Here is a 21856-nt window from a genome sequence, read left to right as displayed (position 1 = left end):
GAAGACTATAATATAAATAATAAACTATAAAAAGAGAAGGGGGGAGCAGATGAAAAGCAAAAAGTTACTAGTTATAAATATGTTATTTTTGATTCTTTTTGTAGTAATAGTACTGGTAGGGGTGCAGAAGTCGCAGTTAAAAAAGGTTGAATCGGAGAAAATAGAGGAGAAAGATAATCCTTCAGACGAATTTTCAGCTGATTCAACTACGCTTATATTGGCAGGTCCTGTAATAAAAACACTTGACTTACACTATCGAGCAAAAAATGGGGAAGAGTGGATAAGAAAGAAGCAATATACCGTAGATACTGATTTGGAAATGCAAGAGGAAGTGGAGGAAGTTGTTCCTGAGGAAATAGAAACTGTAAGTAGCGAAACAGAAACAGTGGAGACATCAACGTCGTTTTCAAATGATCAGTACAACTCTGAGCGAACTTACCAACAGAGCAGTACCACTCCTACTAAAGAAAAATCAAATAACACACCTAAAAACAACACACCTAAAGAAAATAGTCAGATAAAGGCTGATGACACGTCTTCAGAGTCAAAGGAAAAAAGTGATACGGAGACTGAAGAAGAAGCAAAAGAGGAGTCTCAAGGGCAGGAGTCAGATACAGGGACAGGGGATAAAGTAGAAACAGAGAGACCAGTAAAACCCCCGAAAGAAGAGGATAAAAAGCCAGAGAAGGACCCAGAAGATGAAAAGCCAGTTAAACCACCTAAGGAACCAACTGATCCAGAAGGGAAAAAGGAGGACAAATGATGAACCTAACAGGAAAAACTGCAATTATAACAGGTGCAAGCAGTGGGATAGGCAAGGGAATTGCAAAGCATTTGGCTGATGCTGGAGTGAATGTCGTGCTAGCTGCCAGGAATAAGGAGAAATTAGCAGGTGTTGCTGGTGAAATTAATCAATCGTTGCAAGGTAGAGCACTTGCTGTGGAAACAGATGTCTCTAGTAAAGAAGAGATGGATGTATTGATCAAACAGGCGAGGGACACGTTCGGAAACGTAGACATTTTTGTAAATAATGCTGGGCAAATGTTGCATTCCCGAGTTCAAGATGGCCATGTGGATGAATGGGAAAAAATGATCGATGTCAATATCAAAGGCGTCTTATATGGGATTCATGGGGTGCTGCCAGAAATGCTTGAAAGAAAATCAGGGCATATTATTAACATTGCATCGGTATCCGGCCATGAGGTTACTAAAGTAAGCACCGTTTACAGTGCCACAAAATTTGCAGTCAAGGCTATTTCTATGGGACTGGAAAAAGAGCTCGCGAGAACAGGGGTACGAGTAACAAATATTTCTCCAGGAAAGGTTGATACAGATTTAGCGTCTGCAAGTCAATCTTCTCCGGATCGTAAACCGTTGCATACAGATGACATTGCTAAATCAGTAGTTTATGCTGTCTCCCAGCCAGATTATGTAAATGTAAATGAAATAACTGTCCGGCCAGTATAATGAATCATTTTTTATTTTAGTGATTGATTATTAGCCTATTTAATAAAACTTTGCTATTATAAAAGTATTGTAAGAATAGTTTTTAGCGCAGTGCTATCAAATTTTAATATAGGTATAAATGACGCTCTAACTATGAACATACTTAGAACCAATCAGGAAGGTGGAAATTCTTATGAGTAACAAACCAAAAATAGTAGTTTTAGGTGCAGGTTATGCTGGTTTAACAACAACTAGACGCCTAGTAAAGACATTGTCTCCTGAACAGGCTGAAATTGTTTTAGTAAATAAACATAACTACCACTATGAGTCTACATGGCTTCATGAAGTAGCTGCGGGTACAATAAATCCAAACCAGGCACGCGTAATGATTAGTGATGTAGTAAATCCAAACAGAGTTCGTCTAGTATATGATTCTGTTCTGGAAATTAAGAAAGATGAACAACGTGTTGTACTTGAAAATAGTGAACTATCATATGATTACTTAGTAGTAGGTCTTGGCTTTGAGTCAAATGACTTTGGAATCAAGGGAATGGCTGAAAATGCGTTTGCAATTGAAGATATTGATTCAAGCCGCCAAATCAGTGAGCATATTGAGTATCAATTCGCTAAATATAACAATGATAAGAACGCAGAAGATCACAGCTTAAACATTTTAGTTGGTGGTGCAGGATTCACAGGGATTGAGTTAGTTGGTGAACTAGCTAATAAGGTGCCTGAGCTTTGTAAGAAGTACGATATCGATCGAAGTAAAGTCCGTATCATTAATGTAGAAGCAGCTCCATCTATACTTCCAATGTTTGATAAAGAATTAGTAGCTTATGCAAAGAAATCTTTAGAAGACCGCGGAGTAGAAATTAAAATAGGTGCAGCTATTTCTGAATGTACACCAGAAGGTTTCATTGTAGGGGATGATAAAGAACTTATTAAAGCAGGTACAATCATCTGGACTGGTGGCGTAAAGGGTAGCTCTGTGCTAGGTAAATCCGGTTTTGAACTAACTAAAGGGAAAGTAAATGTAGATGGCGACTTACGTATGAAGGGCGAAGAGAATGTTTTCGTCATTGGTGACTGTTCATGGGTTTGGAATAAAGAAGCAGATCGTCCTTACCCACCAACTGCACAACTTGCGATGCAGGAAGCAGATGTAGTAGCAGCTAACTTAAAAGCACTAATTTCCAACCAGCCTTTAACTGAATTCGTGTTTAATGATAAAGGGACAGTTGCTTCTTTAGGACATTCTGATGGAATTGGTAACATTTTCTCTGGTTATAAACTTCAAGGAAAGAGTGCTGCCACTATGAAAAAGGTAGTTGATAACCGTTCCCTTCTATTATTAGGAGGGCCAAAATTAGTACTTAAGAAAGGTAAATTCCGTCCTTTTTAAGTCACTAACTTAGCCAATAAATAAACATTCGATATAAGGAGGTTAACAAATAATGAAAAATAAAACATTATGTAATTTTTTGCTACTACTCACTGCTTTAGTGGGATATAGAATGCTAACCGATTATATGGAAGACACCAAAGATTTTCGTTAAATATAAAACCGCCTAACTGTTGAATTACAGTTTTAGGCGGTTTTTTTAATTAGCTTACAAACAAAAAATTCACATAACTATACATATCTTGCTTCAACACGGTAAAACGTGTTGTTTATCACTGACATAGTGTATACAATTCGAGTATACTTACAATAGGAGGGATTCATATGAATATGGGACTTTTATTATTTTTATTCGCTTTATTTGGGGTAGCTCTTTGGGGTACATTTTATGCATTCAAGCAAGAGGAAAAAAAGATGAAAAAGTATGAGGAAGAAGGGGATACTGTTGAAGAACAATTAAAAAGATCACTGGAATATGAAAAATCATCTTTAAAGTCAAACGTACCAATACAAATATGGATTTATACTATTACCATTCTTCTTTCCCTAATCGCGTTTGCAATTTATCTTATTTGATATATATTTTTGGTTTAATTTTAGCCTATCTTCTCATACTATCACCAGGAGGTATGAAAGATGAAAAAATTTTACTTCTTAATTTTATTTTATATTATCTTTTTTGTTGCAATATATCCCGTAGCCGCAGAGGATAAGTTGGTTAAAATGGAAAAAGTGGACGTTGACCAATATGGACTTTCTTTACTTGATCCATTATTCATTGATCAGTTGAAGCTAGAACAGTTAATGGATAATTTGGATAAGCAGTTATATAAAAAACCTCAACATGCGAAGATTAATAATAATAACGAGATCATTGACGAAAAACCAGGTTTAGCAGTTGATAGAGAACAATTCCAAATAACTTTTCGTGAACGATTTTATAATACACAAAATGAAAAACTGAAGTACCAATGAAAAAAATATATCCAAGAATAGATCGTTCTTTGCTGGAAGAAATACGGGGAAAAGAACTTGGCAACTATGTTACTTACTATAAAGAAAATAATAAGGAACGATCGCATAATATATCTTTGGCAGCAAATGCAATTAATAATTATGTTTTATTTCCTGGGGAGACGTTTTCTTTTAATAAAGTAGTCGGGGAGAGAACAAAAGAAAAAGGGTATAAGCGTGCACCAGTGATTGTTAAGGGGGAGCTTGCAGAGGATATCGGAGGAGGTATTTGCCAAGTTTCTTCTACTCTTTTTAATGCAGTTGATCTAAAGGGTATTCAAATCGTAGAACGATATGCACATAGCCGTGAAGTACCCTATGTACCTCCGGGAAAAGACGCTACAGTAAGTTGGTGGGGCCCTGATTTTGTGTTTAAAAACATGTATAATCAGCCAATATTAATTCGTGCTTCCTCGAAAAACGGAAAAATGAATATACGTGTCTATTCTTCTGAGTCTGCAACTTACTTCAAGGGTAATACTTCGGCTTGAAAGAATATTGATTAACGAAGTGAGACAATTCATTGATTATAATTCAATAAACAAAATAATACAATAAGCCTACATGTATGCATGCTGGCTTATTTTTGGTAACTTTTGTCTTTTAAGTTATAATTATAAGGAATGTAATAAAATTTAGAGACAAGACGCATTTTTAATTATTCTGGTTTATAGTTTTTGAAAATAAATTTGTGCAATTAACAAATGTGATGTAATAATTTGTTAATTGTTGACATAATTAGCAAAATACCATACGATAATGATAATCGTTATCATTTACATAGTGAATTAAAGGAGAGAAAAAAATGAAAAAACTCGGTTATCTATTTTTATTATTTTTATTTATTAGCTTTTTGGCAGCATGTGGAGCAGATGAAAAAGAAGATACCACTCAACCAAAAGAAGAAACAAACACTGATAAAGAAGAGGCGAGTGTTACAATAGAAGATGCATTTGGTGAGCAAACGATTAAGGAAACACCAAAAAACATTGTAGTGCTAGAATGGTCCTATGCAGAAGACTTACTTGCACTTGGAATCCAACCAGCAGGAGTTGCTGATCTAGATGGTTTTAACAAATGGGTAAACATTGATAAGAAATTTGATGAAAGTGTAGAAGATGTTGGTACACGTCAAGAACCTAACCTTGAAGCAATTTCCCGTTTGAATCCAGATCTTATCATTGGAGTGAAATTCAGACATGAGCAGTATTTAGACAGCTTAAAGGATATTGCTCCAGTAGTTACGTTTGCTCCTTATGGTGATGAGGCTATAAAAAACCATTATGAGAACATGGTAAAAGAGTTTAAAACAGTGGCAAAAATTGTTGGCAAAGACGAAAAAGCAGAAGAAGCATTGCGAAATCTTGACCAGGTGATTGAAAGCGAAAAGAAACGTGTGGAGGATGCAGAATTAGCAGGAGAAAAATACATTGCTACCCAAGCGTTTACAGCTCAAAATACTCCTACACTGCGCTTGTTTACGGATAATTCCATGGTAGCACAAATTATGAATAACTTAGGCTTTGAAAATGCCTACGAATCTGATAAAGTTGAACCATACGGCTATAGTGAGGTTACGGTTGAGGCATTACAAAACTTCCAAGAAGAAAATATGCAGTTTTTATATATCGTTCAGGAAGATGATAATATCTTTGAGAAACAACTAAAAGGAAATCCAGTTTGGGAGAATTTATCATTTGTACAAGAAGGGAATACACATGCATTACCTGGCGATACATGGACATTTGGAGGAGTTTTATCTGCTGAAGTACTCACAAAGCAATTAGTCGATGCTATGGTAAATGAGTGATTAGATGAATCAATCGATAAAAAATACAATGCTTGCGGTTCTTACCTTTGGAGGTGGAACCGCCCTTTTATGTTTACTAATATTTATACATATTAATCAAGGGAGCGTTTCTATCCCTTACCAGGTAGTGTTAGATGCAATCTTTTCGCCTGAGGATAAGCTTGAACATCATACCGTTAGGATGCTGAGACTACCTCGTGCGTTAATGGGAGTAATTGCAGGTGGTGCTTTGGCTGTGTCAGGTGTGATCCTGCAATCAGTTACGAAGAATCCTTTAGCCTCAGCTAGTACATTAGGGATTCATTCTGGTACTTATTTTGCAGTTGTACTATCAACAGTATTTGTTCCAGCTTCATTGATTGGAAATGGCATTATACCTGCTTTTCTCGGTGGAATTATTACATTTTTACTTGTTTTTGCTTTATCAGGCGGAAATCGTGCAACTCCTGTCAGAATGGTTTTAGCAGGGATGATTGTTACGTTTTTATTTTCTTCTCTAACAAGTGTACTGCAAATTTTTTACGAGAATGAAACAGCGGGTATCTTTCTATGGGGATCTGGCACACTTGTTCAGAATGATTGGAGTGGTGTGCAATTTTCCTTACCTATTGTTTTTATTAGTTTCCTTCTCGTTTTACTATTATCTCTTAAATTAGATACGTTAACCTTAGGTGATGATGTGGCGATAGCTTTAGGGCAGAATGTTGCAATTCTAAAATTTGTGGCAATAATAGCAGCAGTCCTGCTCACTTCAGTGACAGTTAGCGTTGTTGGCCCCATTGGCTTTGTTGGATTAGTAGCTCCACATATTGTCAAACTTATCGGTTATAGAAAGCACTTTCCATTAATTATCGCTTCATTTCTGTGGGGAGGAAATGTCTTGCTTTTAGCCGATATATTGGCCCGGATTGTGGATCCATCATTTTCCGAGCTGCCTGTTGGAGCGATTACTGCATTTATTGGAGCACCATGGCTGATTTATCTTGTATTAAGAATGAGAAAAAGAAAATATGGAGAAGAAAATACAGCTATTATTGCAGGGAAGATTACTACTGGATTTCCTTTAAAAATCATAATCCCTGTTTTAATCTTAGCGATTATTGCAGGACTGGGAATAAGTCTGTCCTCAGGGAATTACGGGTTTGAACCAATTACTACTTGGCAGGCGTTGGTAGGGGATAGTAATGAATTTATGAAAAACCTTATATTAGAACTTCGACTCCCTCGTGCACTTGTAGCTTTAATGAGTGGAATGTTACTAGCTGCCAGTGGTTTGATTTTTCAAGGTGTACTTAGAAACCCACTTGCAGACCCTTCTGTTATTGGAATAACCTCAGGAGCTGGTTTGGGTGCACTTTTAATGATGTATGTATTTGGTGTCTCCGCTGTATGGATTCCTATCGGTGGAATGATAGGAGCGTTTCTATTTTTTATTATGGTAATGATTTTAGCTATTCGAGCCCAATTCCAACCAACAATCCTGGCACTGTTAGGGATTGGTATTTCTGCGTTTGGTACTGCGGCTATTCAAATTCTCGTCGTTCAGGCTGATTTAGGCGTGGCAGCGGCTCTAACATGGCTTTCAGGTACGACGTATGCCAAGGGATGGACTGAAGTACTTTATTATTTGGTGTGGCCGGTTGTTCTAATCCTGCCATTGTTATTCATTCGGATAGATATATTGGATACACTTTCTTTAGGGGATGATACAGCAAAAGGTTTAGGCTTAAAGGTAATGACTGTTCGATTTCAACTGGCTCTCTTAGCTACATTGTTGGCTGCTTGTAGTGTGGCAGCTGTAGGCGCAATCGGATTCATTGGTTTAATAGCACCCCATTTTGCACGATTACTCGTAGGCCCAGCAAATAAACGATTATTACCTGTGTCCATATTAATTGGGGGTTTTTTACTAGTGGTTGCAGACGTGTTCAGTCGTACTATATTTGCTCCAAACGAAGTCCCCGCAGGTATTATTGTAGCGATTATCGGAGCTCCTTACTTTTTGTGGCTAATGAAGAAAAAAGCCTCCTAGTTTAAAACGATTTATTTAAATATGCATAAATAAAAAAGCGCTTGATGCGCTTTTTTATTTACGATCCTTTATCCAATTGATTAACCCTCCAGATAAGATAATTTCCTTCTGACGTTTGGTAAGCTTATGTTGGACGGTTATTTCTTTATTGCTGTTTTGCAAAGTGGCAGATAATGTATTATCTTCTTGGATGTTCCTTCTTACATCTTTGAAAGATAGTACCTCGCCCTCCGTTAATTCATCGTAATCCTCTTCGTTCGTAAATTGTAATGGTAACACACCAAAGTTTACTAAGTTTTGCCAATGAATTCTCGCATAATCCTTAACTAGTACTGCACGTAAGCCTAAATACCTGGGGGCGAGAGCAGCATGTTCTCTACTCGATCCTTGCCCATAGTTATATCCACCGACAATCATATGTCCACCCAGTTCTTTACTTTTAATTCCTCTCTCGACATAAGTAGAGTCTACATTTTCAAAGGTGAATTTACTAATCTCGGGTAAATTACTGCGATATGGCAATACTCTAGCACCACCAGCTAATATTTCATCAGTAGATATATTGTCTCCTACTTTAAGAAGAATTGGAAGCTCTAACGTATCTGGTAGTTCGTCCATCTCAGGTATGGATACAATATTAGGCCCTTTTATTAATTCCACCTGCTTGGCGTCTTCTGGAGGTAAAGGATGCTCCAGAAGATCATCATTCCGATTTTGATTTTTTAATTCCTGTACTTCTGGATAAGGGAATTTTAAAGTTCGTGGGTCCGTAATCTCACCTTTTAAGGCAGATGCTGCTGCTACCTCAGGGCTACAAAGGAATACACTGTCTTCTTTCGTTCCAGACCTTCCAGGAAAGTTTCTTGGAGTTGTCCTTAAACTGTTTTTACCGGAAGCAGGAGCTTGCCCCATCCCGATACATCCATTACATCCGGCCTGATGCATCCGTGCTCCAGCACCAAGTAAACTTGCAATGTGCATTTCCTTTACCAAATTTGTTAGCATTTGCCTGGAAGTCGGATTTATATCAAAGGAAATTCCAGGCGCAATAGTACGGTCCTTTACTATTTCTGCGGCTACAGCAAAATCTCTAAAGCCTGGATTGGCAGAAGAACCAATGTAAGATTGATAAATAGGAGTTCCTGTTACTTCTTCTACGGGTACCACATTCCCCGGGCTGGAAGGTTTGGCAATTAAAGGAATCAACTCAGATAGATTGATTTCATCTTCCAAATCATAGGTGGCATCACTATCTGCTTTTACTTCTCTCCAATCATCTTCTCTTCGTTGTTTTTTCAAGAAACCTCTTACTTCTTCATCTGAAGGGAAGACACTAGTTGTTGCTCCAAGTTCTGCCCCCATGTTTGCGATAACGTGGCGGTCCATCGCAGAAAGATTTTCAACACCTGGGCCATAATATTCAATTATTTTCCCAACGCCACCTTTTACATTATATCGTCGTAATAATTCAAGAATTATATCTTTAGCACTAACCCAATCAGGTAATTCTCCCGTTAATTTGACTCCAAAAACCTCTGGCATCGTGATGTAAATTGGTTCTCCTGCTATTGCCATTGCAACGTCTATTCCTCCAGCGCCCATAGCTAGCATTCCCATACAACCATTGGCGCAAGTATGACTATCTGAACCCAATAGAGTTTTACCAGGTTTGGCCAAACGTTGCATATGAACGGGATGACTTACACCATTCCCTGGACGACTATAGTATAATCCAAATCGCTTAGCTGCGCTTTCCAAAAATAGATGATCATCCGGATTTTTGCTGTCCTCCTGGATCAAATTATGATCTACGTATTGGGCAGAGGCTTCTGTTTTTGCGTAATCCAACCCCATCGCTTCAAGTTCAAGCATTACCATTGTGCCAGTAGCATCTTGCGTTAATGTCTGGTCAATTTTTAATCCGATTTCTTCACCTGGTTCCATTGTTCCTGAAATAAGATGTTCCTTTATTAGTTTTTGAGCAACATTTAGTCCCAAGTTATATCCTCCTCTAGCATGAGTTCTATTTACCTATTCCTTTGTTAGACAGTTTTCAAACTCAAGTTAAAAGCTATGCATGTAAAGCATAGCTTTTAATTTTAGAGCTTGAATTTTTTTCTTTTTAATCCTGTTTATGAGCTTCAATTTCAAAACTGATCTTAACATCCTCACCGACTAGCACTCCACCAGTTTCTAAAGTAGTATTCCATGTCAAACCAAAGTCTTTTCTGTTAATCTGGCTTTCTCCACTGAAGCCTGCCACGGTATCTCCGCTCATTGGATCCTTGCTTTGCCCTTCGTAGTTGACATCTACAGTAATTGGACGAGTGGTTTCACGGATGGTAAGGTCACCAGTAATTTGATAATAATGCTCAGAATGTTTTTTAATTTCTGTTGCAACAAACGTAATGGTAGGATGCTTCTCTACGTAAAGAAAATCTTCTGAACGTAGGTGCTGGTCCCGGTCTTCATTTCGGGTATTAATACTGTCTGCCTCAATAGTTACTTCAACTTTGGAATCTGTTAAGTCTTCTGGATTTGCTTGAATAAGAGCATTAAAGCTATCGAATGTCCCTTTTGCTTTCGAAATCATCATATGCTTAACAGTAAAACCGATTTCACTGTGAACTGTATCAATTTTCCAAGTTGAACTCGCCACATTATCCCTCCTAATTTATGCATACTTACTATTACCACAGATACAGAAAATTTAATCATATTCTTTGATTAGATTAGTAGATTAGTTGTAACAACTAAAGAAATAAGATATAATTTATAATGATAACAAAATTAAGAACAAAGCCTTCAGGGGGAGCCGAATTGGCTGAGAGTGAGCATATAATTGTTCTTACCCTTTGAACCTGTTAGTTAATACTAGCGTAGGGATGGTGGCTTTTTTGATGGAAAAGTAATGTTTGTGACTGGTTTCCCCATCAGGAAGTCTTCCCCTTTGGCATTGCTTTTTTTGTTGTCTAAAAATGTAAAGAGGGGAGATAATGATTTATGCGTTCAAATCGTACTTTATTTTTAATTGAGGTAGCTGTATTTACAGCACTAGCACTACTATTGGATATACTGCCGTTATCTTTTAAGATTTGGGCACAAGGAGGCTCCATATCGTTCGCAATGATTCCTGTCTTTATTGTGGCCTTCCGATGGGGAGTAAAGGGAGGATTGCTTTCCGGCTTTTTATGGGGCGCATTACAAGTTGCTACAGGGACGGCTTATATTTTACATCCCTTGCAAGGGTTTATTGACTATGCAATTGCCTTTACAGTTCTTGGTTTTGCAGGTATTTTTTCTTCTAAAATTCAACAAGCAGTAAAACAAAATAATACAAGCTCTTATCTTAGTTATATTGCACTTGGGGTATTGTTAGGGTCCTTCTTACGGTTTGTTGCTCACTATACTGCCGGCGTGGTATTTTTTGAGTCAGCAATAGAAGGTCAACCAGTGTGGCTTTATTCACTAGTTTACAACGGTTCCTATATGTTCCCCTCCTTCATTATTTGTACAATTCTTGTTTTTTTCTTGTTTCACACGCAACCAAGGACATTATTAAAAGCAGCATAAATACTAGAAACGTATTAATAAGAGGTAATCATTTGAGATTACCTCTTTATGTTTCGTTTCAACATGGTTAGCAAAGTGGTTTAAGAATATAGCATAACAAAGAAGGGTAATCCTGTAGATGGAGGTGTATACGTGAAAGAATTAATAGGAAATTGTTATCAATGTGGAAAAGAAGTATATTGTGAAAATGGTTTTTTTGATGGTGAACAAGTGCGTGGTAAATTAATTTGTCCGATTTGTTCAGCTGAACTAAATAATTCTAACAAAAGTAAATAAGGCAACCGTAGTCCCGGTTGCCTTATTTATTAGTCTAGATAGCTGGCTACATTTTCATTGTTTGTCACAATTAGTAACACTTTTCCTTCATCCATATCTTCTTCGTAATTTTCGGCTTCTGCTTCAGAGAACCCGATTTCTTGTAGCTTCGTGCGTAATTCGTCACCTTTTTTGTTAAATAAATTCCCAACTGCATCTCCAAAGTCCATTTCTTTGATACCAATAGTATTGGCATCTGTACTACTAGCTAAACGCTTTGTCCGATCATCGTCGTGAGATAGCAGGTATACATCCTTCTTATCAATTCCCTTGTCTTGTAGAATAGATACTGCTGTTTTTAATTTTTCATCATTCGTAAATTCCTTTACATATGGTTTCATTTAAAATGCCTCCTTCTGAAGTTAGAAATTGTATTCCCCTTTCTCTCAGATATAAACTTTCTAAGTTATATAAATTGTCGCGACCTTCCCTCCCTGTGCATAGGCTATATAACCACTACACGAAGGAGAGAGAATTATGGAACTGACAATGTCCCATTGGTTATACGGTTTATTTACTCTTCTAATTATCGTTACAATGATTTTTAGAAAGGGAGTAGTTTTACCAACACTATTAGGAACATTTATTGTTGCATGGGTAGCTAAAGGGAGTATTATTTCTGGATTTATCGCAATATTTCAAGCCAATCTTGTTGCTGCTCAAGAACTGTTCAGTATATTTTTGATAATCACTTTTATGCTTGCATTATTAAATTCATTAAGAGATTTAGGGGCAGACCAACGAATGATTCAACCAATACAGAAGATGATGATTAATGGCCATGTATCCTACTTTGTTTTAGTGGGGGTAACCTATGTCATTTCATTATTTTTCTGGCCTACCCCTGCAGTACCACTCATCTGTGCATTGCTCGTACCGGCTGCGGTGAGAGCGGGTTTACCAGTAATGGCCGCCGCGATGGCAATAGCTATTGCAGGGCAAGGAATGGCTCTGTCTTCCGATTATATTGTTCAAGTGGCGCCAAGTTTATCGGCAAAAGCAGCTGGTATTAATATCGATATGGTAGCTGATAAGGCTTTGTTACTTTCTCTCATTACCGGGTTTATTGCCATTGGCATCGCATATTTATTTATTCGAAAAGAGATTAGAAAGAAAGGAGACCCGTTAAATAAAGCTGATTTAGAAAACATGCAGGCACCAAAGGAAACAACCAAACCATCTCACGTAAAAAATTTGACGAAATGGAGTAAGCTATTTGCCGTTATTGTACCGTTAGCCCTATTGGGTGTAGTAGTTTACATGGTATATGAAAAATTATTATCGGGAAGAATGAGTGGATTTGAAGGTGGGGACGGGGCAGCATTTGTTGGAGGAGTAGCGGTAATCCTTTTATTGCTTGCTACTGTAGCATTTGGTAAACAACATGCATTGGATTACATTAGCACACATATTACAGATGGTTTTGTCTTCGCTTTTAAAGCGATGGGACCAGTAATTCCGGTTGCAGGTTTCTTCTTTTTGGGTAGTTCAGATTTCTCAGGAAGTATCCTTGGATTGGAAAAAGATGCTCCAGCTTTTTTATTTGATTTAGTGCAATCTACACAAGAATTTTTACCACAAAATGCGTTTCTAGCAGGGATAAGTATATTAATTATAGGTATTATAACTGGGTTGGATGGCTCTGGTTTCTCTGGTTTACCATTAACAGGAGCGTTAGCAGCATCTTTGCAGAATGCATCTATTGATGTTGGCACTCTTGCGGCTATTGGGCAGATGGGATCTGTTTGGACTGGTGGGGGGACAATTGTAGCTTGGTCATCACTAATTGCTATTGCGGGTTTCTGTGGAATCTCTGTAATGGACTTAGTTAGAAAAAACTTTCTGCCTGTAATTATTGGCCTGGTAACATCTACTGTAATAGCCATATTTTTGCTTTAAATTGCTTTCAGACTTCCTCTTTTGTTACACTATAAGGCAACATACACGTAGATAGGAGGAAGAAGTGATGGAAAGTGCAACGAGTGCAATTGTTAAAGAATCTCTTGATGCATTATTTGATGATTCCAGTTTTTTACCAGAATTGACTGACAAGACGAGAGAAAAGGCCTTTAGATCATTGGTTTCTATTCTATCAACGCCAAACCATGTTCATAAGTCCTTTCTCCGTATCCCTTTAGAGAACGGAGAAATTGTTCGAATACCTTCCTTCAGGGTTCAGCATAATAATACGTTGGGACCCTATAAAGGGGGAATCCGTTTTCATGAATCAGTAAATGAAAACGAAGTCATTAATCTTAGTACATTAATGACATTGAAAAATGCCCTCCATGAAGTTCCTTTTGGAGGTGGTAAAGGTGGAGTTATTATTAATCCACGTGATTATGATGTAAAGGAATTAAATCTGATTTGCAAAAAGTATGTTCAATACTTTAGCCATATTTTAGGACCAGAGAAAGACATACCTGCACCTGATGTTGGAACAGGAGAACGAGAAATGGACTGGATGATGGGAGAGTATAAGAGTATCCATCCAGGGCAAAAGTATAGAGGAAGTTTCACAGGTAAAAGTGTAGTAAATGGAGGTTCGCTTGGCAGAAAGGAAGCAACAGGCAGGGGCGTTTATTTTACATTTCGCTATATGATGAGCGACTTTATTGGGGAGAAGTACAAATGGCTGGAAGAACGGGATAATATTTTTGCGAGAACGGCTCTTGCTAATTATGATAAATCTTTAAGGATAGCTATACAGGGTTTTGGAAATGTTGGTTCAATTATAGCTTTAGAGGCTTATAAATGTAATCACTTAAATAATAAAGTAGTGGCAGTTAGTGATAAGAATGTCACTCTATATAATTCCGAGGGATTGGATATTTCCGCCTTAATAAAATTTGCAAATAATAATAACAAGGATTTACCAAATACGGAAGCGCAATTGAAAGAAGCAGAGATTAAAGCCGATATGCTTAACCGTGATGAGTTATTAACATTAGATGTCGATGTCCTGTTTCTTGCTGCCATGGAGGATCAAGTGCACAAAGATAACATGAAAGCAATAAAAGCACCAATTATTGTCGAAGGTGCCAATGGACCAATTACAAGTGAAGCAGATACGTACTTGAGTGATAAGGGTAATGTAATTATTCCGGACATTCTTGCAAATGCTGGTGGAGTGATTGTGTCCTACTTTGAATGGTTGCAGGGTAGAGAAACAAAGTTCTACTCAGAGGAAGAAGTGTATAAACGTCTTTATGATAAAATGCAGCATACGTTTGACACGGTTTTTCCGCAATATTTTGGTGATGCTTTTCCACTAAGACAGAACTGCTATATCCATTCGGTTATGCGACTTTCAACTATATTGTTTAGACAAGGAAAATTATATTAAGTAGAATAAATTAGAAAGAGCATTCTTAGCGGAATGTTCTTTTTTTATTTAGGTTATATTGCAAATGTCGAGGAATTTGGTGGGGCGAGTATGCGTAGCCCCAGGACGTCGCGACTTTAGCCATACAAGCCCTATACCGAAATATTTTTGTTATTATTTGAAAATATGTTTTAAAAAGTCATTAACAGGGCAATGGACTAATATACTTATCTATTATTTTTTAACTTGGGGGAGGAATAGAATTGCAAGAACATATTGTCGTGACTATTAATGGAGAGGAGTTTCTGGCAGAACCGGGCCAAAATTTATTGGATTTAATTAATTCGACAAATGAATTTGTACCACAAATTTGCTATAACGAATCGTTAGGACCTATCCAAACATGTGATACATGCATGGTTAAAGTTGATGGGGAGATTGTTCGTGCTTGTGGAACTACCATTAATGATGTGTTGGAAGTAAATACGGTCATTGAAACAGCAAAATCAGCTCAAAAGGAAGCATTGGATCGAATTCTGGAAAAACATGAATTGTATTGTACTGTTTGTGATTATAATAATGGATCTTGTGAGATTCATAATACGGTAGCTGAATTTGGATTGGAAGAACAGTCACGTCCTTTTCAACCAAAACCATATGAAATAGATGACTCCGGACCATTCTATAGATATGACCCCGACCAATGTATTTTATGTGGACGATGTGTAGAAGTGTGTCAGGATGTTCAAGTAAATGAAACATTATTAATAGATTGGAAACGTGAACAACCGCGCGTAGTATGGGATAATGATGTGCCTATTGACCAATCCTCTTGTGTTAGTTGTGGTCAATGTGTGACTGTTTGTCCTTGTAATGCGCTTATGGAAAAACCTATGGTGGGGGAAGCAGGCTTTATGACAGACCAAGAGCCAGGTTTATTACGTTCCATGATCGATTTAACAAAGAAGACAGAACCGGGATATGGTCCTTTATTTGCAGTCTCCGATACTGAAGCATCTATGAGAGAAGAAAGAATTGAAAAAACGAAGACAGTTTGTACATATTGTGGTGTCGGCTGTACCTTCGATGTATGGACAAAGGACCGAAAAATATTGAAAGTGGAACCCCAGCAGGACTCCCCTGCAAATGGCATTTCTTCTTGTATTAAAGGTAAATTTGGGTGGGATTTTGTTAATTCCGAAGAACGACTTACTCGCCCATTAATTCGAAAAGATGATCACTTCGTAGAAGTAGAGTGGGAGGAAGCTTTATCCTATGTTGCGAAACGATTTAATGAGATTAAACGAGAAAAAGGTGCAGATTCCTTAGGATTTATCGCCTCTTCGAAAGCAACAAATGAAGAATCTTATTTAATGCAAAAATTTGCCAGACAGGTAATAGGGACAAATAATGTGGATAACTGTTCCAGGTATTGTCAGTCACCAGCTACTAAGGGACTTTTCAGAACAGTTGGTCATGGGGGAGATTCCGGTTCCATTGACGATATTGCAGAAGCTGATATGGTAATCACCATAGGATCCAACACAGCTGAATCTCATCCAGTCCTTGCATCCAGAATAAAACGGTCTCACAAATTGTTTGGTCAAAAATTATATGTTTTTGACCTGCGAAAACATGAGATGGCTGAACGAGCTGATCGCTTCTTTCAACCAAAGAGTGGCACAGATTTAGTGTGGCTATCGGCAGTCACTAAATATATTATTGACCAAGGATGGGAAAACAAGCCTTTTATAGAAAAGTGGGTAAATGGATTTGAAGACTATAAAGAAAGCTTAAGCAAATTCACGTTGGAGTATGCTGAAAGAATGACCACTATTCCAAGAGAAGATTTAATCGATATTGCAAAACAGATTGTAAGTGTTGATAAGCTTGCTATTTGTTGGGCGATGGGCGTGACTCAGCATCAACTTGGAAGTGATACTAGTACCGCGATATCTAACTTATTATTAGTTACAGGAAATTATATGAGAAATGGTACAGGGGCGTTTCCATTGCGTGGCCATAATAATGTACAAGGTTGCAGTGATTTTGGAAGTATGCCTAATTTCTTCCCTGGTTATGAGAAGGTTTCAGATGACAACGTGAGAACACGTTATGAAAAAGCATGGAATGCAGAAATCCCTAATGAACCTGGAATGGATAACCATGAAATGATGGTAGCAATTCATGAAGGCAAACTTAATGCACTATATATTAAGGGGGAAGATACAGGTATTGTAGATGCCAATATTAATTATGTTACAGAAGCATTGGAAAAATTGGACTTCTTTGTCGTTCAGGATCTATTTCTGACTCACACAGCCCAATATGCCGACGTGATTTTACCTGCTGTTCCAAGTCTTGAAAAAGATGGAACATTCACTAATACAGAAAGACGAATCCAACGATTATATAGAGCCTTAGATCCAGTGGGTGAGTCCAAGCCGGATTGGGTAATTTTAAAAGATATAGCGAAAGAAATGGGATATGACTGGGATTATCGTCATCCTTCTGAAATAATGAAAGAAGCAGCTTCACTTGCACCGTTGTTTGCAGGTGTGGATTATAAGTTACTTGAAAACTACAATAGTCTGCAATGGCCCGTAAATGAAGATGGTACGGATACACCGTTATTATTTACAAAGGGATTTCCTTTTGAAGATAACAAGGCAAAATTATATCCATTGGACTTCGATTTAAAACATGATACAGATCAAGAATTTGATCTACACGTTAATAATGGAAGAGTACTTGAGCATTTTCACGAAGGAAACATGACATTTAAATCGTCTGGAATTGTAAAAGAATTACCTTCTTCTTTCATTGAAATCTCGCCAGAATTAGCAAAGGAACGAGGGGTTAAGGAAGGAGCAAAAGTAAAATTAGTATCAAAAGCAGGAGAAACTACCGGTAGAGTGCATATTACAGATAGAGTAAGTGGTAATGAATTATATTTACCGTTGAATGCAAGTGGAAAATCTGCTGTTAACTTTTTGACAGATAATAGCGTAGACAAGGATTCTAATACACCTGCTTATAAAGAAATTGCAGTAAGAATGGAAGTATTGGAGAAGAAAGGAAAGAGTCCATTACCGGATAATAATTACAGAAGAGGAAATCGTCAACCCCAGATTGGTGTTCAGCCTGAGCGAAAATGGGAGCGGAAAGACTATATTTTCCCGGGGAAGGTGAACCAAAATGGCTAATCCTATCTCAGACATCAAACGATTGGAGATTCCTGCGGAGGATGTAGAGAAAAATAACTTGGATGAACTTACAAAAGCAGTAAGTGAAAACAAGGAGGCATGTATAAAAGGAATAGGTCTCCTTTCAGCAATGAATGAAAGCGGCATTCTTGATGCAGCAAGTGCCTTAATAAAACACCGGAAAGAAGCAACGAAAAATGTGGTTCAAGAACTAAATAAGCCGCAATACTCTGCTACCTTAGAAAATCTAGTGGAACTATTCCTTCTACTCGGTGAAATAGACGTGAATGAAGTTAGTAATATTACAGATAAAATTAATCATGGAATGAAAGAAGCCATGGAAGTACCACCAAGCAGTCAGGAAAAAATGAATTATATTGGTATGATTAAGGCATTGAAAGACCCGGAAATCAATAAAAGTATTACAATGATCCTCTCTTTCTTAAAAGGTATGGGAAAAGAATTGTAAATACGCACACAAAAACCTGGAGTATAAAATTATACTCCAGGTTTTTTGTGGATTAAATTTTGTTGCAATTTGAATAATTATGAATTAATATAATGGTTATAATAGATAGCGCTTCCACATAGCGTAAAATAGGATAAGTCTTCCTAACTATCCTAAAAAATATTAAGGGGGGGATTTGCATGTCAGGAATTATGGTTGCATTACTAGGTATTGTTGTATTGTCATTAGGTTATCGCTATTATTCAAAATTTGTAGCTGAAAAGATTTTTCGTTTAGATCCTAACTATGTCACACCAGCACATCGGTATAAAGATGGGGTGGACTTTGTCCCTACTAATAAGTTTGTCTTATGGGGACATCACTTTACTTCAGTTGCTGGTGCAGCTCCAATCCTTGGACCTGCGATTGCTGTGTATTGGGGATGGTTACCTGCGTTCTTATGGGTGATTTTAGGGACTGTTTTTGCTGCTGGAGTGCATGACTTTGGTACCTTGGTTCTTTCTGTCCGTAATAAAGGCCAATCTGTTGGAACGTTAGCACATCGACTTGTCGGTCAACGGGCAAAAATTTTGTTTTTATTTATTATTTTAATATTAGTATTAATGGTTAATGCTGTGTTTGCTTGGGTAATATCCAATTTGTTTATCTCTTATCCAGCTAGTGTTCTACCAGTATTTATCCAGATTCCTCTTGCAATCTGGATTGGTCATGCGGTATACAAACGAAATAAAAAAATGCTGGTTCCCTCACTCTTTGCTTTGGCTGCAATGTACTTAGCTGCTATCCTAGCAAGCAAAGTAGGCTTTTTGCAGATCGACTTAGTGCAATACATGGGAGGAGAAGATGGGGCTGGATTATTTGGACTGGGTGCAGTATCCACAGCATTTCTAATTTGGATTGTTATTCTCATGGTATATGTTTATATTGCTTCCACTTTGCCGGTTTGGAAGTTACTACAACCAAGAGACTTTATTAACTCCCACCAACTAGTTGTAGGGTTAGGTATATTATATTTGGGTTTGTTGTTTACAAATCCCGAGATGACTGCTCCGGTTACAAATGCTAATCCGGACACACCCTGGTTGCCATTATTGTTTATAACTATTGCGTGTGGAGCTATCTCCGGTTTCCATGGACTAGTATCTTCTGGGACTTCTTCAAAACAATTGGATAAAGAAACAGATGCTCGAATGGTAGGATATCTAGGAGCGGTTGGGGAAGGAATACTAGCTTTAGTTTCTATTATTGCGGTAGCAACTTTCTTTGCAAATACGGATGAATTTTTAGCGACATATAGTAGCTTTTCTGCCGCTAATGGGGCTGGATTAGGAGTATTTGTAGAAGGGGCGGCAGGTCTGGCAGGTGGATTGGCGATTCCACCAGATATTGCTACAACTATTGTTTCTATCATAGTGGTGAGTTTTGCTGCTACAACATTAGACACATCTGTACGTCTTATGCGATATATTATCGCCGAACTCGGTGTGGAATACAAGGTTCCTGCTTTGACAAAAACTCATGTTGCCACAACCGTGGCTGTTGTTTCCAGTGCAGCTTTGGTGTTGTTACCAGAAGGTCCGAAGGGTTTTGGATCTGGGGGATACCAATTATGGCCACTTTTCGGGACTGCGAATCAATTGTTGGCAGGGATTAGTTTAATGTTAATTGCAGTATGGTTAAAACGTTTAGGAAGAAATTATGCTGTTGTATTAATTCCGATGATATTCCTTATGTTTATGACTTTGTATGCTATGTTCCAACAAGTATTATTTGAATGGTCCTGGTTTGGAAGTAATTCAAATACTCTGTTATTCGTTCTTGGGGCGATTATATTTGTATTTGCCATTTGGATTATCTTAACTGCTTTTTCTGTATTATCAGGTAAGCAAGAAACTCCAATGGATGACGATACTGAAAATTACGGGTAGGGGATTAAAGAGGGATCATGGAAATGGTCCCTCTTCATACATAAGCTTCACTATAGAGAAGGTACATTAAAATACAAGTCTGTTTCAAATTCTATCATTTGGTAAAGGAGCATTTTTATGTTTGATCAACTAAAAAAATTAGTGCAGTTTTATGATGAAGTATTAAGTATGCCGCATCGTCAGGAAATTGCACGTGAATTAAGAGATGAAGATGATTTATTCATGCTCCTTCTATATTCAGAAATGATTGGTATACCAAACCCAGTTTATTATTACACACTCGAATTATATCCATATATGATTGAGAAGTTTCATGATTGGCATTTGAGAATGGGTATGGAAAAGACACCATTAACAGGCATCCGTTGCTGCTGACAAGCTATTAACATGAAAAAGGTGATACACTATGATTGATTTTAAGAAAAAAATTATTTTTGTAGGGGGAAAAGGTGGGGTTGGAAAATCCACCTCCGCTGCTGCTATTGCCTGGAAATCAGCAGAAAAAGGCTATAAAACTTTATTAATATCAACAGACCCTGCCCATAATTTAGGGGATATATTCAGTCAAACAATTGGAGGGAATATTACACAAGTAGATAATATGTTGTATGCCCTGGAAATTGATCCAGAAAGAGAAACTACGAATTACATTAATACCGTAAAAGATAATATTAAAGGAACTGTCCAATCGAATATGATGGAAGAAGTACATCGGCAGCTTGATACTGCTAAAGCCTCACCAGGCGCAGATGAAGCAGCGTTATTTGATAAACTGATTTCAATTATTTTAGAGGAAAGCGAAAACTTTGATAAACTGATATTCGACACTGCACCAACTGGACATACGATACGTCTATTATCTTTACCAGAATTAATGGGTGTTTGGATTGAAGGGCTTCTCCAAAAAAGACAAAAAACAAATGAGAATTATACCCAATTACTAAATGATGGGGTACCGATTGAAGATCCGATTTATGAAGTTCTCAAAACACGTCAAGAGCGTTTTTCCAAAGTAAGGGAAATTATGTTGAATGATACCCTGACAGGTTTTGTTTTTGTGTTAAACCCTGAAAGACTTCCTATTATGGAAACAGAAAAAGCAATCAGATTGCTTGACCAATATCAGCTTCCTGTGAAAACATTGATAATAAATAAAGTACTTCCTGATCATGCAGATGGAGGTTTCTTCCTACAACGTAGAAAGCACGAGCAACAATATTTAGATTTAATTGAAGAAACATTTAATCGTCAGGAAAAGATTTTTATACCACTGTTTATCCACGACATTACGAGCAAAGGCGAGTTAGCTGAATTTAGCAATTTTTATTAGAAA

Annotated in this window: 20 protein-coding genes and 1 riboswitch; of the genes, 17 read left to right on the top strand and 3 right to left on the bottom strand. The window is 37.5% G+C overall.

Annotation, left to right across the window (positions count from 1 at the left end):
• The first annotated feature begins 49 nt into the window (after nt 1–49).
• From X953_RS12335 to X953_RS12305, 8 genes are all read left to right on the top strand, one after another.
• Nucleotides 50–763: a hypothetical protein gene (locus X953_RS12335; protein ID WP_040955854.1), complete on the top strand. Its 714-nt coding sequence runs from the start codon at nt 50–52 to the stop codon at nt 761–763.
• Nucleotides 760–1467 carry an SDR family oxidoreductase gene (locus X953_RS12330; protein ID WP_040955853.1) on the top strand — a complete coding sequence of 236 codons (708 nt, stop codon included), beginning with the start codon at nt 760–762 and terminating at the stop codon, nt 1465–1467. Before X953_RS12335 ends, X953_RS12330 begins: the two co-directional genes overlap by 4 nt.
• A gap of 172 nt (nt 1468–1639) precedes the next feature.
• On the top strand, nt 1640–2851 hold the full coding sequence (locus X953_RS12325) for an NAD(P)/FAD-dependent oxidoreductase (RefSeq protein WP_040955852.1): 1212 nt from the start codon (nt 1640–1642) through the stop codon (nt 2849–2851).
• 324 nt (nt 2852–3175) lie between these two features.
• Complete coding sequence (locus X953_RS12320; protein ID WP_040955851.1) at nt 3176–3427, top strand: hypothetical protein; 252 nt, start codon at nt 3176–3178, stop codon at nt 3425–3427.
• Between the two features lie 60 nt (nt 3428–3487).
• Nucleotides 3488–3826: a hypothetical protein gene (locus X953_RS20255; RefSeq protein ID WP_052350124.1), complete on the top strand. Its 339-nt coding sequence runs from the start codon at nt 3488–3490 to the stop codon at nt 3824–3826.
• Entirely contained in the window at nt 3823–4356 is a 534-nt protein-coding gene (locus X953_RS20250) for a VanW family protein (protein WP_052350123.1), read from the top strand. The genes X953_RS20255 and X953_RS20250 overlap by 4 nt, the downstream gene beginning before the upstream one ends.
• Nucleotides 4357–4670: 314 nt before the next feature.
• Entirely contained in the window at nt 4671–5675 is a 1005-nt protein-coding gene (locus X953_RS12310; RefSeq protein WP_040955850.1) for an ABC transporter substrate-binding protein, read from the top strand.
• A 4-nt stretch (nt 5676–5679) separates the two neighbouring features.
• A complete protein-coding gene (locus X953_RS12305; protein WP_040955849.1) occupies nt 5680–7707 on the top strand; it encodes an iron ABC transporter permease in 2028 nt (675 codons plus the stop codon).
• A gap of 54 nt (nt 7708–7761) precedes the next feature.
• Here X953_RS12305 and X953_RS12300 read toward each other — a convergent pair whose 3' ends face one another.
• On the bottom strand, nt 7762–9705 hold the full coding sequence (locus X953_RS12300; protein ID WP_040955848.1) for an aconitate hydratase: 1944 nt from the start codon (nt 9703–9705) through the stop codon (nt 7762–7764).
• Between the two features lie 124 nt (nt 9706–9829).
• Nucleotides 9830–10366 (bottom strand): YceI family protein, encoded by a 537-nt coding sequence (locus X953_RS12295; RefSeq protein ID WP_040955847.1) that lies wholly within the window; start codon nt 10364–10366, stop codon nt 9830–9832.
• A 139-nt stretch (nt 10367–10505) separates the two neighbouring features.
• Nucleotides 10506–10610: riboswitch (TPP riboswitch) on the top strand.
• Nucleotides 10611–10710: 100 nt separating this feature from the next.
• On the opposite strand from X953_RS12295, the gene thiT reads away from it, so the two are divergent.
• Together thiT and X953_RS20080 are read left to right on the top strand one after the other, a co-directional pair.
• Nucleotides 10711–11280 carry an energy-coupled thiamine transporter ThiT gene (gene thiT, locus X953_RS12290; protein WP_040955846.1) on the top strand — a complete coding sequence of 190 codons (570 nt, stop codon included), beginning with the start codon at nt 10711–10713 and terminating at the stop codon, nt 11278–11280.
• A gap of 132 nt (nt 11281–11412) precedes the next feature.
• Nucleotides 11413–11556, top strand: coding sequence for a hypothetical protein (locus X953_RS20080; protein ID WP_198023272.1), 144 nt, complete (start codon nt 11413–11415; stop codon nt 11554–11556).
• A 29-nt stretch (nt 11557–11585) separates the two neighbouring features.
• On the opposite strand, the gene X953_RS12285 is transcribed toward X953_RS20080, so the two are convergent.
• Nucleotides 11586–11936 carry a general stress protein gene (locus tag X953_RS12285; protein ID WP_040955845.1) on the bottom strand — a complete coding sequence of 117 codons (351 nt, stop codon included), beginning with the start codon at nt 11934–11936 and terminating at the stop codon, nt 11586–11588.
• A gap of 136 nt (nt 11937–12072) precedes the next feature.
• Between X953_RS12285 and X953_RS12280 the strand changes: the two genes are divergently transcribed.
• The 7 genes from X953_RS12280 (at nt 12073) to X953_RS12250 (ending at nt 21853) form a co-directional block, all read left to right on the top strand.
• The gene (locus X953_RS12280) at nt 12073–13494 is read left to right on the top strand and encodes a hypothetical protein (RefSeq protein WP_040955844.1); all 1422 of its coding nucleotides are present in this window, start codon (nt 12073–12075) and stop codon (nt 13492–13494) included.
• A 67-nt stretch (nt 13495–13561) separates the two neighbouring features.
• Entirely contained in the window at nt 13562–14941 is a 1380-nt protein-coding gene (locus X953_RS12275) for a Glu/Leu/Phe/Val dehydrogenase (RefSeq protein ID WP_040955843.1), read from the top strand.
• A 242-nt stretch (nt 14942–15183) separates the two neighbouring features.
• Nucleotides 15184–18126, top strand: coding sequence for a formate dehydrogenase subunit alpha (fdhF, locus tag X953_RS12270; RefSeq protein WP_040955842.1), 2943 nt, complete (start codon nt 15184–15186; stop codon nt 18124–18126).
• Complete coding sequence (locus tag X953_RS12265; RefSeq protein ID WP_040955841.1) at nt 18119–18595, top strand: DUF1641 domain-containing protein; 477 nt, start codon at nt 18119–18121, stop codon at nt 18593–18595. Before fdhF ends, X953_RS12265 begins: the two co-directional genes overlap by 8 nt.
• 179 nt (nt 18596–18774) lie before the next feature.
• Nucleotides 18775–20523 (top strand): carbon starvation protein A, encoded by a 1749-nt coding sequence (locus tag X953_RS12260; RefSeq protein ID WP_040955840.1) that lies wholly within the window; start codon nt 18775–18777, stop codon nt 20521–20523.
• A gap of 117 nt (nt 20524–20640) precedes the next feature.
• Nucleotides 20641–20898 (top strand): cory-CC-star protein, encoded by a 258-nt coding sequence (locus tag X953_RS12255; protein ID WP_040955839.1) that lies wholly within the window; start codon nt 20641–20643, stop codon nt 20896–20898.
• Between the two features lie 31 nt (nt 20899–20929).
• Nucleotides 20930–21853: an ArsA family ATPase gene (locus X953_RS12250; RefSeq protein ID WP_040955838.1), complete on the top strand. Its 924-nt coding sequence runs from the start codon at nt 20930–20932 to the stop codon at nt 21851–21853.
• Nucleotides 21854–21856 lie beyond the last annotated feature (3 nt).

The sequence above is a fragment of the Virgibacillus sp. SK37 genome (assembly GCF_000725285.1).
Classification (GTDB): Bacteria; Bacillota; Bacilli; order Bacillales; family Amphibacillaceae; genus Virgibacillus_Q.
This window is presented reverse-complemented; position numbering and strand designations above follow the sequence as displayed.

Excerpts from the sequence above, each read along its gene's own strand:
- X953_RS12335 (WP_040955854.1), top strand. The coding sequence starts at position 50 with ATGAAAAGCAAAAAGTTACTAGTTATAAATATGTTATTTTTGATTCTT.
- X953_RS12330 (WP_040955853.1), top strand. The coding sequence starts at position 760 with ATGATGAACCTAACAGGAAAAACTGCAATTATAACAGGTGCAAGCAGT.
- X953_RS12325 (WP_040955852.1), top strand. The coding sequence starts at position 1,640 with ATGAGTAACAAACCAAAAATAGTAGTTTTAGGTGCAGGTTATGCTGGT.
- X953_RS12320 (WP_040955851.1), top strand. The coding sequence starts at position 3,176 with ATGAATATGGGACTTTTATTATTTTTATTCGCTTTATTTGGGGTAGCT.
- X953_RS20255 (WP_052350124.1), top strand. The coding sequence starts at position 3,488 with ATGAAAAAATTTTACTTCTTAATTTTATTTTATATTATCTTTTTTGTT.
- X953_RS20250 (WP_052350123.1), top strand. The coding sequence starts at position 3,823 with ATGAAAAAAATATATCCAAGAATAGATCGTTCTTTGCTGGAAGAAATA.
- X953_RS12310 (WP_040955850.1), top strand. The coding sequence starts at position 4,671 with ATGAAAAAACTCGGTTATCTATTTTTATTATTTTTATTTATTAGCTTT.
- X953_RS12305 (WP_040955849.1), top strand. The coding sequence starts at position 5,680 with ATGAATCAATCGATAAAAAATACAATGCTTGCGGTTCTTACCTTTGGA.
- thiT (WP_040955846.1), top strand. The coding sequence starts at position 10,711 with ATGCGTTCAAATCGTACTTTATTTTTAATTGAGGTAGCTGTATTTACA.
- X953_RS12285 (WP_040955845.1), bottom strand. The coding sequence starts at position 11,936 with ATGAAACCATATGTAAAGGAATTTACGAATGATGAAAAATTAAAAACA.
- X953_RS12280 (WP_040955844.1), top strand. The coding sequence starts at position 12,073 with ATGGAACTGACAATGTCCCATTGGTTATACGGTTTATTTACTCTTCTA.
- X953_RS12275 (WP_040955843.1), top strand. The coding sequence starts at position 13,562 with ATGGAAAGTGCAACGAGTGCAATTGTTAAAGAATCTCTTGATGCATTA.
- X953_RS12265 (WP_040955841.1), top strand. The coding sequence starts at position 18,119 with ATGGCTAATCCTATCTCAGACATCAAACGATTGGAGATTCCTGCGGAG.
- X953_RS12260 (WP_040955840.1), top strand. The coding sequence starts at position 18,775 with ATGTCAGGAATTATGGTTGCATTACTAGGTATTGTTGTATTGTCATTA.
- X953_RS12255 (WP_040955839.1), top strand. The coding sequence starts at position 20,641 with ATGTTTGATCAACTAAAAAAATTAGTGCAGTTTTATGATGAAGTATTA.
- X953_RS12250 (WP_040955838.1), top strand. The coding sequence starts at position 20,930 with ATGATTGATTTTAAGAAAAAAATTATTTTTGTAGGGGGAAAAGGTGGG.